This is a genomic window from Alteromonas sp. 4NS20-0143 (genome assembly GCF_057542855.1).
The window spans coordinates 44,747-60,566 of sequence record NZ_BAAJLR010000009.1; the positions used below are offsets into that span (position 1 = coordinate 44,747).

The following is a 15,820-nucleotide window of genomic DNA, read 5'->3' on the forward strand; positions in this document are numbered from 1 at the left end:
CTACTTCGCAATAATAATTGGCATATCAGCCAGAATTTGCTGAGGATCGCTTATCGATAGTTTGCCCGGCTCTCTTGTGGGTTTAAACCGTCCTACAGCACGCCCTTTAGGATCGATAAGTACAATTGAAGCGCTGTGGTCTACGAGGTAATTGGGGTTATCTGTACTTTCAGAAATGGCGTACATCATGCCAAGGTTTCTGACTAACGGAAATAACGACTTATGCTCACCTGTAACCGCAATGAACTCTTTATTAAAATAGCCTACATACTCAGAAAGTCTATCTAAAGAGTCTCTTTTAGGGTCAATTGAGACAAACACCACACGCACAGGATGGGTGCTTTCTATCTGCTGCAGCTGCGGGTAAATTCCGTTTAACTCAGCCATGGTCGTAGGGCAAATATCGGGGCAAAAGGTATAGCCCACAAAAACTAAGCTCCACTGCTCTTTTAATGATTGCTCAGTGAACGCCTCGCCGGTGTGATGTAAAAGCGTAAAGGGTGCAACCGCTCGTGGTTGCGGATATGCCTGGAAATAAGACGGTGTTTCACCATTGTCAGTACTAGGCGGTGCTATATAAAGCGCACCAATAACACCACCTATAAGAGCAACAAATGCAACAACACCAACAATAAACTTTTGATTCATAAACTCACTGGTATGTAATGGTCAAGTAGCAATACCACAAACAATACCATGAGATGAATGATTGAGAACCTAAAAGTTTTCATCGCCGTTTGATCATCAGCGGCAAACTTTAACTTAATCGCGTAAAGCAAAAAGCCTAGATTTAATGCACTAGAACCAACAAGATAAATCATATCGCTCATGCCAGTTAAGTAGGGCAGTAGGCACACCAATCCTAGTAAAACGGTATACAGCAACACTGACGTTTTAGTGAAATCTACACCGTGGGTTACGGGTAGCATAGGCACTTTTGCTTTGGCATAGTCCTTTTCTCGATGAATAGCCAGCGCCCAAAAGTGCGGCGGTGTCCATGTGAATATAATAAGCACTAAGAGCAGTGCGTGTGCATGAATTTCACCCGTTACTGCGGTCCAGCCAAGAAGTGGTGGTGCAGCTCCAGCCAGCCCACCAATAACAATATTTTGCGGCGTTGCCCGCTTTAAGTACATGGTATACACGAAGGCATAACCCACTAAACTGGCGAGGGTTAGCCACGCCGTCAACATGTTGACAAAAACCGCCAATACCACAAAGCCTACCGCCCCTAACGTACCGGCAAACCACAGGGCATTGTTGATACTTACCTTTCCTTTTGCCACCGGCCGATTAAAGGTGCGCGCCATTACGCTATCTATTTTATGGTCGACAACATGGTTAATTACCGCTGCCGAAGCAGACAGCATTCCAATGCCGGCTAAACCACTGACTAGGGTAAGCGCATCTACCCACGTAGGCGTTGCTAAGCACATCCCCACTAGCGCAGTAAGTAGCAGTAACATCACCACATTCGGTTTTGTCATTTCATAATAATCTTTCCACGATACAGCATTGTGTGGGCGGGTGACTCGAGATTGAAGAGAGGCTGATTTAGCCATGAAGACCTCCTGTGGCCTTAGATAGGGCTTGTGGTAAAGCGTGAGACGATAACGTTGTATGACGAGCTGCATTCACTGACGAATCATAAGTAGGTGCAGCTGACGTGTGTTTAATCAGTGAAAAAACTATCCACAGTAGGGACAAAAGCAATATAGCGGCAAACGCGTTGTGTAATACCGCCACGGCTAATGGCAAAGCGAACACCACATTGCTAACCCCTAAAGCAACTTGCGCAAACAGGCAGCCAATCATTATCACGCTAACGCGCTTTAGCTGCAGAGAAGCACCCTGTTTGAAAAAGAGTGTGAGCCCTAGGGCTAGTAGATACGAAAAGGTAATCAGTGCTCCGGCCCGATGAACTATGTGCATCGTTGCTCGCTCACCGTAATCATGTGCGCCAAACTCATAGTTCTCTGCTTCTGGAACACTGAATGCGCCTGCAAAATCAAGTCGACTTTGCCAGCCTTCTTCACAAACAGGCATATCAGTGCACGCCAATGCGGCGTAGTTCGCTGATGTCCAACCTCCAAGTGCAATTTGAATCACAAGCACACCCACACCAAACAATGCGAAAGTTTTCATCCGTGAAAGGCCGGCCACTGAAGGCGATGCGACTGGCTCAGCTGAGTCCTTAGAAACTGGCTCTTGTGAAACTGAGCTTTGTGACACTGAGTTGCTGCTAGTGTCGGCTTCTCGCAGTCGTAAATACAAAAGAAACAAACAGGAAAGAACGCTGAAACCGCCTAATAAGTGGCCCATAACAACCACTGGCAACAAATTAAGAGTGACTGTCCACATACCGAGTGCAGCTTGAAAGGTAACAAGCCCCAACAGCAGTAAAGGCAGTTTAAAAGGGGTGCCTTGCTTGCGCTGCCTAAAAGCGATAAACGCAATGGCGGCAATGCACAAACCTAAGGTGCCGGCAAAATAACGGTGTATCATTTCGTTCCATGCCTTGAAGGCTTCTACCGGCCTTTCTGGGTAAGCGGCATTCGCCGCATTCACTTTATCATCACTCAGGGGCACCGTCAGATTGCCGTAACAGCCGGGCCAATCTGGACAGCCCAAACCAGCGTCGGTAAGGCGAGTGTATGCCCCAAAAATAATGACGACTGCGGCTAAAAAGAGACTGAATAACGTGAGCTTTTTCATAACTATCACCCTATGCGAGACAATTTAAGCAGTTTTTTGATATCGGCTAACATATTGCGACTTTCCATCACCGCTTCTTCTTTGTCGTCGCTAATTTGATAAAAAAGCATGGCGTTATTAAGCGTATCTACCACGTACACACTTTGAGACGCGAGTTGCGCGATATCATCTACCGACAGCGTGGCAACGTTGGGATAATCCACAAGAGAAGCCAGTGCGTTAGCGTCACTCGTTGGTGTAGCCAACACTAATGCTTGGGCGCGGTCAGACTCTTTGCCGAGCGCTAGCCACACTTGATTAATACTGAAAAGTGCATTTTCACAGCGCGAATCGCACTGCGCGGGCATGACGTACAAAAGCCGCCACGTGGGTAAACTGCCTTCTAGCAAGGTCGTTAAATTGATAGTGGGTTCAAGCAGTGCGCCCTTATTCGTTGAGGCTTTGTTAAACCAATCGTTTTCTAGGGCGAGTTTTGCTAACACCACGGGGAGCACAAATACAGCGACCATAATTATTAGTGTTTTTTTGGATGTTGTATTACTCATGAATACGTCCTTTTTTACTGATTGCAAACCCACCTATTGCAGCTGCTGCAATGGCTAAACCGAACCATTGCACCGCATACCCTAAGTGTTTTTCTGGAGGCATAACTACCGGCTTATAATCGCGAACAAAAGCCGAGTCTTGTGAAGTAAGCTCTACAACGTAAGGAAGAAGTTTGATGTTTAAACTCTGACTTAACGACGCAAATGCTACCTGTTGAATAAGTGCGGGAAACTGAGAAAAATTAACATTCGTTTCTGTGATAAGGGGGTTACTGCCGGGTACGGTGATGACCCCCTCAAATTCCTTGTTACCGTTAGGCAAGTTTACTTCAGGAATAGTGCGCTGAAGGTCAGGGGCTGCTACCCAACCATAATTCACCAAAATCCAACCCGCATTCGTTGACACAGGGGCGAATACATCGAAGCCAACCTGCTGTTCGTGAATTTGATTATCAAGCAATAGGGGGCGCGTACTGTCTGGCGTTCCCACAAAGTTAATGGAGATATCTCTAGGGTCTTCTTGTGATAGGGCATCAATTAACGAGAGGCTTTCATTGCTTTGCTTTTGCGCTATGCTAGCTAAACGTTGCTGTTTTTCCACCATGCGTTCCAGTTGCCAAAATCCAAGGCCGCACATCGCCGCAACACTAAGTGCGGTGAGTAACCAGGGAATTAAAAACTGTGAACGTTGTGACATGTTTAACAGCTCCAACCAAAACAAATAATAAAAGAAGAGATGGTTATGTTAATAAAAATAATTCTTGTCGCTCTGGTACTGTTTATGATTGTTAATCTTTTCATGGCCATGCGCGTGATGATGAAAAACGATCCGAAAGACGGGCCAATGAGCAAATATATAGGTCGACGGGTTTTCACCTCTGTCATCATTGTTGTGCTAATACTAATTGCCATTAGTACCGGAGTCATTTCGCCAAACCCCCGGCCTTACTGAGGTTTGGCGCTTTCTTTCGTTTTCATTATCGTTGCCATTTCCATAGGCATACACGTTAAGGCGCTGCAGCGCTCAATCCCTCCTACAGCACGTAAACGAAAATGAACAACATTACCCACACCACATCAACGAAGTGCCAATACCAACTTCCCGCTTGGAAGGCAAAGTGCTCTTTAGGCGTAAAATGACCTTTCAATACTCTAAAAAACATCACAATAAGAATAATGGTGCCAAGGGTAACGTGCATGCCGTGAAACCCGGTGAGCATAAAGAAGGTGTTGCCGTAAATGCCCGATTGCAGGGTTAACCCTAGGTCGCGGTAGGCATGGATATATTCTTCAACCTGTAGAAACAAGAACCCGCAGCCAAGCAAAATGGTAATACCCAGCATAACGGTAAGTTGCTTGCGCTTGTTCTGCTCTAGCCCCACGTGTGCAAAGTGCAGCGTTACCGATGAGATAAGCAGAATAATGGTATTAATGGTAGGCAGGCCACCTGGGCTCATTTCTTGGGTAGATATGCCGCCAGGTGTGCTTACCAATGGCCACATAGCTTCAAACCCAGGCCACAGTACTTCATTGGTCATGGCGTTGTTAGAATCACCGCCAAGCCAAGGTACTGCAATAAATCGGGCGTAATACAACGCACCAAAAAATGCGCCAAAAAACATCACTTCAGAGAAGATGAACCAACTCATTCCCTGTCGATATGAACGACCTAACTGGTCGCTGTACAAGCCCGCCATCGATTCGTCAATTTGGTTCTTAAACCATCCCACCAGCATGACAAGTAAAACGACAATACCGGCAAGCAGTATATAGCTGCCGTAACCGCTTTCGCCCTTCGTTGCTTCAACCACAAAGTTACCGGCCCCGACTGCAATTAAAAACAGTGCAATCGCTCCTACAATGGGCCACGGACTTTGCGCGGGTACATAATATTTTTGATATTCTTGCTGCATCATTATCTCCTTATCCTTAACGGGCTATTCGCCGCTTTGTGCGGACGGTTCCATAAAAGGATTCGGTTTAGTTGTTAGGTCACTTGCTCTCGCGGTGACGTCATAGAGTGTGTACTGCAATGTAAAAAACGTTATTTCTTCTGGAAGCTGTGGATCTACGTAAAACTGCATAGGCATATAGGCTTCTGCTCCAGCCTGCAAAGGCTGTTGGTTAAAGCAAAAGCATTCTGTTTTGTTAAGATAAATAGCGGCAGTGCCAGGCGATACCGACGGTATTGCCTGAGCAATGATATTGCTTGACGCTGGATTGCGAACGTAAAAAGACACTGTGTTCAATTCGCCTGGGTGTACTTTGATTCGCTTAGTTTCTGCTCGAAACTCCCACGGCATTCCGGTGTTCGTGCGAGTGATAAACTCAACGGTAATTTCTCTGCTTTCATCAATCTCTACCGATTGATAAACCGCCGCGGTTCCCTCTGTTTTCCCGTTGATGCCTGCAATATCACAAAACACATCGTAAAGTGGTACTAAAGCAAAGCCGAATCCAAACATACCAATAACAATGGCGATTAATTTCACGACCATTTTATTGTTTGCACTTGCTTGCGTCATACACTTTGCCTCCGTTTGAGACCTGAATCACTTGGTGGGCAAGGGGAGTAAAACATGTCGCCCCCTTGCACCACTAAGCCCAATACTCACTTACTTCACTAGTGGGGGTGTTTCAAATGTGTGGTAAGGGGCTGGAGAAGGTATTTCCCACTCGAGTCCTTCTGCACCGTCCCACACCTGGGCCGATACTGGCTCACCTTGCTTCTTACACGCTTTAATCAATAGTGCTAAGAAAATAAGTTGTGATAAACCGAAGGCAAAACCGCCTAGGCTGATCCACTTATTAAAGTCGGCAAACTGAAGTGCATAGTCTGGGATTCGGCGTGGCATACCTGCCAATCCAACAAAGTGCATGGGGAAAAACAGCACATTTACCGATACTAACGAGCACCAGAAATGCCATTTCGCCAACGTGGTGTTGTACATCTTGCCCGTCCACTTCGGCAGCCAGTAGTACACCGCCGCCATAATGGAAAAGACCGCGCCAGTAACCAAGACATAATGGAAATGCGCAACCACGAAGTAAGTGTCATGGTATTGGAAATCAACAGGTGTTATCGCCAGCATGAGGCCCGATAAGCCGCCAATAGTGAATAGCACAATAAACGCAATGGCGAACATCATTGGCATTTCAAATGTCAGCGAGCCTCGCCACATCGTGGCTACCCAGTTGAATACTTTCACCCCCGTCGGCACAGAGATAAGCATGGTGGCGAACATAAAGAACATTTCCATGTACACCGGCATACCCGTTGTAAACATATGGTGAGCCCACACTACGAAAGACAGCAGTGCAATCGAAGCCGTTGCGTATACCATAGAGGCGTAACCAAACAGCGGTTTTCGAGAAAACGTTGGCACAATTTGAGAAATAATACCAAATGCGGGCAATATCATTATGTACACTTCCGGATGACCGAAGAACCAGAAAATATGCTGGAACATAACCGGGTCTCCGCCACCGGCGGCATCGAAGAAGCTCGTACCAAAAAACTTGTCCGTCAGAACCATTGTCACCGCACCGGCTAGTACAGGCATAACGGCGATAAGCAAGAACGCAGTAATCAACCATGTCCATACGAACAAAGGCATTTTCATCCACGTCATACCTGGGGCACGCATATTAAATATGGTGACGATAACGTTTATCGCTCCCATTATTGAAGAGATACCCATGATATGAACAGAGAACACAAACAGCGCGGTAGAATCACCACTGTACGTTGTTGATAGCGGAGCATAGAAAGTCCAACCAAATGCCGGACCGCCACCTTCCATGAATAACGAGCTAAGTAGAATTAAGAACGCCCCAGGCAGGATCCAAAAACTCCAGTTGTTCATTCTGGGGAGCGCCATGTCTGGCGCGCCTATCATCATTGGTATTAGCCAGTTAGCCAAACCTGTGAACGCCGGCATTACGGCACCAAATACCATGATTAGTCCGTGAACCGTGGTCATCTGGTTAAAGAAGTTTGGTTCGACAATTTGCAGTCCGGGTTGGAAAAGCTCCGCACGGATAACCATTGCCATGGCGCCGCCCACCAAAAACATGATGAAGGCAAACCATAGGTACAATGTACCTATATCTTTGTGATTCGTTGTAAACAGCCACCGCGTAATGCCCTTAGGTATATGGTCGTGGTGCTCATGCTCATCGTGATGCACAGAGGTATCTGGCGAAATTACTTCAGTTGCTTTACTCATAACTCGCTCCTAGTTTCCTGATGCTGCGGCGTTGACATCTTTAGCCTGAACCATGTCGCCGGTGTTATTACCCCATGCATTTCGCTCATAAGTAACAACCGCTGCAATTTCTTTTAGGCTTAGCATTTTGCTGAACGACTGCATCGCCGTTCCGGCCTTACCATGAAGCACTATTTCAATGTGCCCTTGCTGATCTTCCAATGCCATCTTACTGCCTTTAAGCGCAGGGAAAACGCCCGGTAAACCTTCGCCATTTGGCATATGACACGCCGCGCATGTTGCGTTGTATACACGCTCGCCCTCTGTCATCAGTTCATCCATCGACATATTCATTGATAATAGACGTTGTTCTTCTTCTTTTGCTTGGCGGACGCGCTCTTCTTGCCCGCCCATCCATGCGTCAAATTCCGCTGGCTCTTTTGCAATAACCACTATTGGCATATACCCATGATCTTTACCGCACAGCTCTGCACACTGGCCTCGATATACGCCAGGCTCATTCACCTTTGCCCATGCTTCGTTGATGAAGCCAGGGTTAGCATCTTTTTTAACGGCAAAATCAGGTACCCACCACGAGTGAATAACATCATCTGACGTGATCAAAAACCGCACCTTCTGCCCTGTGGGTATAACCAGAGGACGATCGACTTCTAATAAATAATTGTCGGTTTTTGTGAATTTGTTTTGAATTTGTTCGCGCTGAGTAGCAAGTAAGGAGTAATACTCAACGTCGCTGTCCATATACTTGTAGTGCCATTTCCACTGCGACCCTGTGACTAGCACGGTCATGTCAGCTTCAGATGTATCTTCCATGGCAATAAGCGTATTAGCTGCAGGCACGGCCATAAAGATTAGGATGAGGAATGGAACCACTGTCCATGCAATTTCCACTTTCACATTTTCGTGGAAATTCGCAGGCTTTGCGCCACGGGATTTTCTGTGCAGGTACATGGAGGCAAACATAACGCCAAACACAACTACAGCGATGGCTACACAAATAAAGAACATAAGCATGTGCAGGTCGTACACCTGGCCACTTATATCGGTAGCGCCCCGTCTAAGGTTAAGCGAAGACAATTCTTCAGCCGCCTCTTGCGCAAAAAGGAATTGAGAAAAAAACAAAAATGGTACACTTGCACACCATTTTGCAGTTGCGGTCTTTAGTGATTTCACTCAGCACCTCCGTAATGGTAGAACCATTAACGCCAAATGTTGTTATGCGCAGTCTCTACCAAGTGGTTTGTGAACGATTAACTCAATACATCGATTTGTAAATTGAATTCAAAGTCATTGTTATTATTTTGTTAAAGCTTGTATAAGAATTGCGCAATAATGGCGTTCCGTCTAGTCTTTTCTGTTAAAAATTTAATGAGACAGTTAAAATTTAATCTAACGCAGTTTGAGCAGTGGGTTTTGTGATGCAGTGTAAAGCGAGGTAAATCAGGGGATAGTCAGGTTATTTGCAGTGAAAACTACACTAATTCTCTAGTAACGGAAAACAACATTTAGTTTCTAAAAATCAATCATTAACCGTGAAAAATTGAACAAATTTCACACAAAGTCAAGGCAATATAATATGTAATATCTTACTAATATTAGATAGAAAGCGTGCGTGGATTTTTATCAGATATAGAAGTGTATTAATGATATTTATAAGCACTGAAAGTCTTAGCTAATAGTGGTTTTATTAAGCATATCAACAAACTTAAGTGCAAAAAAAAGCGGCTATTGAGCCGCTTTCATAATAACGTCATAAAAGGCTACATCCAGTCGGCGTTTCGAATAACGCCAACGGCAATACCTTCAATGGCAAACGGCTCGTTTGCCAAGTCGACTTTAATAGGCGAAAACTCATCGTTTTCAGCATGAAGTAATACTTCTCTACCGCGTCTTTCTAAGCGCTTCACCGTCACGTCTTCGTCAACCCTTGCTACTACAACTTGGCCGTTATGTACATCGGTAGTGCGATGTACTGCTAGTAAGTCGCCATCGAGTATACCAATGTCTTTCATACTCATACCGTTTACGCGAAGCAAAAAGTCTGCGTGAGGCTGGAATAGAGCAGGATCCACTTTATAGTGCGACTCTACGTGTTCTTGAGCAAGAATAGGTTCACCAGCGGCGACTCTACCAATTAACGGTAATCCTTCCTCTTCAACCACTTCTTCTTCAATAGGAACAGTCAGTTTGATACCGCGAGACGTTCCTGGCAAAATTTCAATAACGCCTTTACGCGCAAGTGCCTTAAGATGTTCTTCAGCAGCATTAGCAGACCTAAAACCTAGGTGACGGGCTATTTCTGCACGCGTAGGCGGCATTCCCGTTTCTTGCATGTTTGATTTTATAAGTTCTAAAACTTCAGTTTGTCGAGCTGTGAGTGGGCGCATAAAAGACCTGTCTGTCTATACAGTTCCTGTAAGTATATACACCTAAACATAAATGACAAGCGCAGACACGCTGTCACAAACAAAAAAAGCGACTATCGCTATCAAATATGAAGTTAAAGTATACCAGGCTGCCAGCAGGTGCGGTTTCTACCACTTGACTTAGCCTCGTACAGAGCCTGATCGGCCACCGACAAGTAGGTACTAAAATCGATATCGAAGCAGTCTGACGTATAGCTAACCCCCGTGCTGATAGTAATATTGATTCGATCGTCTTTGTAAACAAGTTGCGCAGCGTTTATAGCCTCCCGAAGACTCTCAAAGGTGCTGTTTACTTCATTAGGGGATTTGTTCACTAACACAATGGCGAATTCTTCACCGCCTAACCTAGCCACAACACCGTGCTCGCTGCAAAAAGAGCGAGTGAGTGATGCAACCTCCTTTAATGCATAGTCGCCAGCATCGTGCCCGTAGGTATCGTTGACACTCTTGAAGTAATCTATGTCGATAATGGCTATGGCAACTTGCTGGTGAGTTCGGGAGATGAGATTACATTCATCTAAGAAAGCTCGTCTGTTTAACAAGCCGGTAAGGGGGTCGGTCATCGCAAGCATACGCAGTTTTTCTTCAGCTTCTGCCCGTGCGGTTTCCAAATCAACCGCATAAAATAAACCTGCTAATGCATCTAAAAACGGCTGGAAAAACGCTGCATCTGACGCTTTGTAAAATTCAAACTTGTTAGCTAAGCCAATCATACCCACAACTTCATCTTTTATCTTAATAGGAAGCCCAAGGAAGCGGTTAATACGAGGGTGGCCTTTAGGGGTGCCTCTTGAGGCGGGATGAGTTTTGGGGGTGTTGCTAATAATCACATCACCGGTTGTAATAACTTTGCCAAACAAATTATCAAAACTTGTGAAGTACAGGTTTCGCTTTTTATACTCTGCGTATTGCGTAAAGCTAGAACTGTCCCACACAATGTCTGAAATGGCATGAATAAAGAGTTTTGGCTCACTGTCTTTATCCTGCATTTGTGCAATAAAAGCAAACTGACTGTCTGATAGCTCAATTAACTCGGGGAGTACGGTTTGACAGGCCAGTGTAAGATCATTGCTTTCTAGATAAGATGCCCGCGTTTTATTGATAAACTGCAGCAGCTGCGTTTTTTTCTTTTCATGGATTTCGCTCTCCATTCTTCCCGTAATATCACGGTGAATACCGGCGACTCTTAGCGGTTTTCCCATGACGTCATTTTCAACAATTTTACCGTAAGACTCAACCCACACCCAGTTACCATTAGCGTGCTTCATTCTAAACGTAGTGTTAAATACGCTTGTTTCACCTCGCAAATGTTCATCGAGGTGTTGTTCAAATTGCACGAGGTCAGCTGGATGAATAAGCTGTCTGGAATATCGATAGCTTGTATCGTAGTACTCATAATCAATACCTACAATTTCACACCATCGCCTGTTTACCTGGTTCACATCGGCTTTTAAATTCCAATCCCATGTTCCTAGCTCTGAAGCCTCTAAGAGCAGACGCATTCGCTGATTGGTTTCGTTGAGTTTGTCCTCCACATATTTTTGATCGCTGGTATCAAATAAGAACGCCTGCACCGAAAAAAGGCTTCCACTGTCGTTGAAACTAGCAGTAGAAATCATGCTCACCCAAATAGTGCGAGTAGGCACAGACATTTTTAGCCTACAAACATGGATTTCGACCCCTTCCATGTGTGCCTGCATGGCAAAGGTAAAGTCAGCGTCTGACTCATCGCACATCAAATCGGTGAACTCAATTTTGCCATCTAATAAATCTGCCGCATCAGCACCAATGACTGTGTGTGCGTTTTTGGAGATGTACGCTAATTTAAGGGAGGTATCGAAATTCCATGTCGCAAGTACGATAGGCGACTTCTCGATTAGGCCGTGCTCTCGTTTGAGCATTTCATGCTCTCGTGAAAGACCAATATGCTTACTCACTAGTAAGCCTATTCGCTTTAATAATGTGAGGTGCTTTTCGCCAATATTCCTTGGCTGTGAGTCAATAAGGCATACTGCGCCAACAGATTCGCCTTCAATATGAATAGGTGTCCCGGCGTAAAATACGACATGGTTGTCGTCGATTACATTTTGTGAATGTTGAAAGCGCTCATCTTTCGTAGCATCGGGAATAAGTAGGGGCTCGCCGGACTCCACAACATAACTACAAAACGCATTCTCACGAGGAATATACTCGATATCAGTGCCATGACTCGCTTTTATCACTTCGTCTTGCCTACCAACAATACCAATTAACGCAATGGGCACATCATAAGCTTCTGCCAATAATGTCATTAAATCGTCTAAATCGAGCGGAAGTTCGCTATTGAGCATCGATGCGTCGATGGTTGTTGAGAGCCTATTGTCCAAGGTGTTTTGCTCGTAGGTAAAATCTAATATAAAAATAGTAAGTTATGCATGAAACGCCAACTTAAAAATGATTACAAAACAATTTTTTAGCCAAAAGTCTTATTTTTCAAACCTATCTCTTTGACGGTACTGTAAAGGTCCCCGTTTCCTGATGACAAGGCTCTAATCATAAAATGACCTAATGAAAAATTGCCCTAGTGATAAAGATGCTAACAATGCTATTCATTATGGCGTTTTTTATCTAGCATAGCGTTATTCATAATTAAGTTAATTTTTACCGATGGAACAATCTTTACCTCTGGAATTTATACCTTTTAGCGATGAGTTATCGCCTTATTTTGATTCGATAAATAGAGAATGGATAGAGTCTATGTTTGTTCTTGAACCCGTTGATGAAGATGTTATTTCTCGCCCAAGAGAGTTTATTATTAATAAAGGCGGCCACATCTGGTTTGCCAAACACCCAACCCTAGGTGTGGTGGGAGCCTGCGCATTAGCAAAAAAATCGGAAGGCGTTTTTGAGCTCACTAAAATGGGAGTGGTTTCTACTGTTCGAGGCCTTAAAGTAGGCGAGCAGCTATTACAATATGTATTAACCTTAGCGCCCTCTATCGCTCACAACACCCTATTTTTACTCACCAATAAGCGCTGCGAGGCGGCCATTCACCTTTATTTAAAAAATGGATTTGAGCACTGCAAAGAAACAATGGATAAGTACGGAAGTGCCTACGAGCGCTGCAATGTGGCCATGCGTTATACCCGTTAAAACATAACGCGACGTTTAGCGTTATTAACCAGGACGTTTTTTCTGCGTGCAGTGTATAGTTTTGATAGTGAGCAATACCGCACATTATGAAAGTTTAAGCCTTTATATAGGATTGGCTACCATCGCTTATGCTACTAATCAGTCACTTACGTTAATGCGCAGTGTCGCTCTGATTCGCCTGCATAAATTCAGCATAAAAGAAGACATTACCGGTTTTGTGATACACTAACTGCGTTTTTATTTCATAGGATGACAGAATTCATGTCGTGGATGCGAAAAGCCTTTTTATCGGTATTTCATTATCCTGTTAAGTTGCTTGTTAAAGCACACAGTATTCCAGTGAACGTCGACTCCGAGCTAGGGATCGATAAAGAAAAGCCCATTGTTTATTTATTACCGACTAACTCGGTCACCGACCAATTAGCGCTAAGAATGTCAACGCAAGCATTAGGGCTGCCTAGCCCTACAGACACGCTGACTCTTGCGGGCAGAGAATACCCTTCCACCTTATTCTTGAGAAAAACTCAGCCGCTTTTTCGCTCAGGTGGCGACAGTACTGGCATTGAAGATGTCTTTACTGATTTATTTCATTTACATCGCGACCACGAAAATCTAGACCTTCAGGTAGTGCCCGTATTTATCACCTGGGGAAGAACACCGGGTAAAGGCAAGCCAGGCTTAGGAGACTTAATCACTTACAAAGCGGCACCAAGCTGGCTCCAAAAGTTATTCATTGTCTTGTTTTTAGGGCGCGATAACTTTGTCAATTATTCAAAAGCCGTCTCGGCTCGCACAATGGCCAATCAGCACGGTAGTGATCAAAGCATTGCGCAAAAACTTGTAAGAGTAGCGAGCACTCACTTTCACCGCAAACGCCAAAGTATGACTGGCCCCACATTGCTAGAGCGACAAGAGCTCAACAACAGCGTATTGGGCTCTGATGCCGTGCGTCGTGCAATGGCTGAAGAATCTCGAGCGAAAAAGGTCTCACACGAGAAAGCCAAAGAGCGGGCGCAGTCTTACATCACCGAAGTGGCTGCGGATTATCGTGAAGGCTTAATTCGCTTTGGTGACAGAATCCTTACCCGAATTTGGAACAAGATTTATAACGGTATCAGCGTGGGTCACGCAGAGCGCATCCGCGAGCTTGCGGCTAATGGACACGAAATTATCTATGTGCCCTGCCATCGAAGCCATATGGACTACCTTTTGCTTACCTACGTTATTTATCACGAAGGCATGGTGACACCGCATATCGCCGCCGGCATTAACTTAAACTTCTGGCCAGTAGGTAAAATATTTCGCCGCTGCGGTGCGTTTTTCTTAAGACGTAGTTTTGCTGGAAATAAACTTTACACTGCCGTATTCAGAGAATACTTAGAGCTATTGTTTAATAAAGGCTATTCGGTGAAATACTATCCCGAGGGCGGCCGAAGCCGCACGGGAAGGCTTATTCCACCTAAAACGGGCATGCTGGCAATGACCATTCAAGCGATGCTGAAAGGTGTAAATCGCCCGGTTAGCCTTGTCCCCGTTTACATTGGCTACGAAAACGTGATGGAAGTGAAAAGCTATTTGAATGAGCTGAAAGGCTCTAAAAAGAAAAAGGAATCGAACCTTCAAGTTTTCACCGCCATCAAAAAGCTTAAAAATTATGGCCATGGCTACGTAAACTTTGGCGAGCCAATTCAACTTAATCAGTTTTTAGAATCTCACGTTCCAAATTGGCGAGAGTGCCGAGACGCCGAGCCAGAGAAAAAGCCAGCATGGTTAACGCCGGCAGTTAACGAACTGGCTAACGATGTGATGACCCGCATTAACAGAGCAGCGGCGCTTAACGGTATGGCGCTTATCTCGCTGTGCCTGTTGTCTTCAAAAACGCAAACCATGAGCGAAGCAGAACTTAAGCAAGCGATGGGCGACTTTATCGACTTGTTCAAACAGGCCCCGTTTAGTAATGATGCAACAATTCCCGAGGCGTCTGCCGACGAATTGCTGAAAGACACGCTGAAACTTGGCCGGTTTGACATACAAGATGACGATTACGGCAGACTAATAAGCCCGCAACCTAAATCGGCTGTTTACTTAACTTACTACCGCAATAACATTTTGCACTTGTTCGCCATTCCTGGGCTAATAATGGCATCGGTTTTTGCTAAAAAAGGGATCAGCAAGAATAAGGTGTTTGAGCTTATTGCGTCACTTTATCCACTGCTGCAAAAAGAGCTTTTCCTTCACCTTTCTCAAGATGAAGCCCTCGCTCATACCGACGCGCTTATCACAACATTGATTGGCAGCGGGCTGTTGCGCGAGGTTGATAACGAATTACTTCCTCCTGACGCACACTGTAAGCAATTCCATTCTGCATGGCTGTTAAGCCGGTGTATGCAAGAAACTCTGCAGCGCTACGCTGTTGTGCTGACCATTTTGGATAAAGAAAAGTCTATCAGCAGAGGCGCACTCGAGAGAGAAAGTAAAAAAGTAGCAGAACGTCTTTCTGTTCTTTATGGCCTAAGCTCGCCAGAGTTTTATGATAAGAACGTATTATCAAGCTTTATTAGTGCCTTAAAAGAAAACCACTGGTTAGACTCAGAAAAAGACGGCAGCTTGAAGTACTCTGAAGAATGCGAAGCCCTTCGTGAAGACGTAATGGCGCTCATTTGGCCTGAGATGATGCAGCACCTTGAAAATGTTGCGCTTAACTCAGACAAAGACTAGGGCGAGTTGATTTTGCTACACATTCTTGCAGCAATCTGTTTTATAAAAAACAAAA

General features: G+C 44.9%; 14 protein-coding genes. 3 read left to right on the plus strand and 11 right to left on the minus strand.

What is annotated here, in order from left to right; all coding sequences use genetic code 11:
* From AC27HD_RS16035 to AC27HD_RS16055, 5 genes are read right to left on the minus strand one after another with little or no spacing between them, the layout of a single operon-like run.
* Entirely contained in the window at positions 1–648 is a 648-nt protein-coding gene (locus AC27HD_RS16035) for an SCO family protein (RefSeq protein ID WP_487107092.1), read from the minus strand.
* Complete coding sequence (gene cyoE / locus AC27HD_RS16040; RefSeq protein ID WP_032095294.1) at positions 645–1,562, minus strand: heme o synthase; 918 nt, start codon at positions 1,560–1,562, stop codon at positions 645–647. Before cyoE ends, AC27HD_RS16035 begins: the two co-directional genes overlap by 4 nt.
* Positions 1,555–2,715 (minus strand): COX15/CtaA family protein, encoded by a 1,161-nt coding sequence (locus AC27HD_RS16045; protein ID WP_487107094.1) that lies wholly within the window; start codon positions 2,713–2,715, stop codon positions 1,555–1,557. The genes cyoE and AC27HD_RS16045 overlap by 8 nt, the downstream gene beginning before the upstream one ends.
* A 5-nt stretch (positions 2,716–2,720) precedes the next feature.
* Positions 2,721–3,260, minus strand: a complete 540-nt coding sequence (locus AC27HD_RS16050) for a hypothetical protein (RefSeq protein WP_487107096.1) — start codon at positions 3,258–3,260, stop codon at positions 2,721–2,723.
* The gene (locus AC27HD_RS16055) at positions 3,253–3,957 is read right to left on the minus strand and encodes an SURF1 family protein (RefSeq protein WP_081926611.1); all 705 of its coding nucleotides are present in this window, start codon (positions 3,955–3,957) and stop codon (positions 3,253–3,255) included. Before AC27HD_RS16055 ends, AC27HD_RS16050 begins: the two co-directional genes overlap by 8 nt.
* Before the next feature lie 45 nt (positions 3,958–4,002).
* Between AC27HD_RS16055 and AC27HD_RS16060 the strand changes: the two genes are divergently transcribed.
* A complete protein-coding gene (locus AC27HD_RS16060) occupies positions 4,003–4,212 on the plus strand; it encodes a DUF2909 domain-containing protein (protein ID WP_032095373.1) in 210 nt (69 codons plus the stop codon).
* Between the two features lie 82 nt (positions 4,213–4,294).
* On the opposite strand, the gene AC27HD_RS16065 is transcribed toward AC27HD_RS16060, so the two are convergent.
* From AC27HD_RS16065 to AC27HD_RS16090, 6 genes are all read right to left on the minus strand, one after another.
* Entirely contained in the window at positions 4,295–5,176 is an 882-nt protein-coding gene (locus AC27HD_RS16065; protein ID WP_032095291.1) for a cytochrome c oxidase subunit 3, read from the minus strand.
* 21 nt (positions 5,177–5,197) lie between these two features.
* A complete protein-coding gene (locus tag AC27HD_RS16070) occupies positions 5,198–5,785 on the minus strand; it encodes a cytochrome c oxidase assembly protein (protein WP_032095290.1) in 588 nt (195 codons plus the stop codon).
* Between the two features lie 90 nt (positions 5,786–5,875).
* The gene (gene ctaD, locus AC27HD_RS16075) at positions 5,876–7,489 is read right to left on the minus strand and encodes a cytochrome c oxidase subunit I (protein ID WP_032095289.1); all 1,614 of its coding nucleotides are present in this window, start codon (positions 7,487–7,489) and stop codon (positions 5,876–5,878) included.
* 9 nt (positions 7,490–7,498) lie between these two features.
* Positions 7,499–8,662 carry a cytochrome c oxidase subunit II gene (gene coxB, locus AC27HD_RS16080; RefSeq protein WP_032095288.1) on the minus strand — a complete coding sequence of 388 codons (1,164 nt, stop codon included), beginning with the start codon at positions 8,660–8,662 and terminating at the stop codon, positions 7,499–7,501.
* A 587-nt stretch (positions 8,663–9,249) separates the two neighbouring features.
* Positions 9,250–9,876: a transcriptional repressor LexA gene (lexA, locus tag AC27HD_RS16085; protein WP_032095287.1), complete on the minus strand. Its 627-nt coding sequence runs from the start codon at positions 9,874–9,876 to the stop codon at positions 9,250–9,252.
* A gap of 113 nt (positions 9,877–9,989) precedes the next feature.
* Complete coding sequence (locus tag AC27HD_RS16090; protein ID WP_487107100.1) at positions 9,990–12,281, minus strand: sensor domain-containing diguanylate cyclase; 2,292 nt, start codon at positions 12,279–12,281, stop codon at positions 9,990–9,992.
* Positions 12,282–12,561: 280 nt separating this feature from the next.
* On the opposite strand from AC27HD_RS16090, the gene AC27HD_RS16095 reads away from it, so the two are divergent.
* Complete coding sequence (locus AC27HD_RS16095) at positions 12,562–13,047, plus strand: GNAT family N-acetyltransferase (RefSeq protein ID WP_487107102.1); 486 nt, start codon at positions 12,562–12,564, stop codon at positions 13,045–13,047.
* Positions 13,048–13,308: 261 nt separating this feature from the next.
* On the plus strand, positions 13,309–15,765 hold the full coding sequence (gene plsB / locus AC27HD_RS16100; RefSeq protein WP_032095285.1) for a glycerol-3-phosphate 1-O-acyltransferase PlsB: 2,457 nt from the start codon (positions 13,309–13,311) through the stop codon (positions 15,763–15,765).
* Positions 15,766–15,820: the final 55 nt, after the last annotated feature.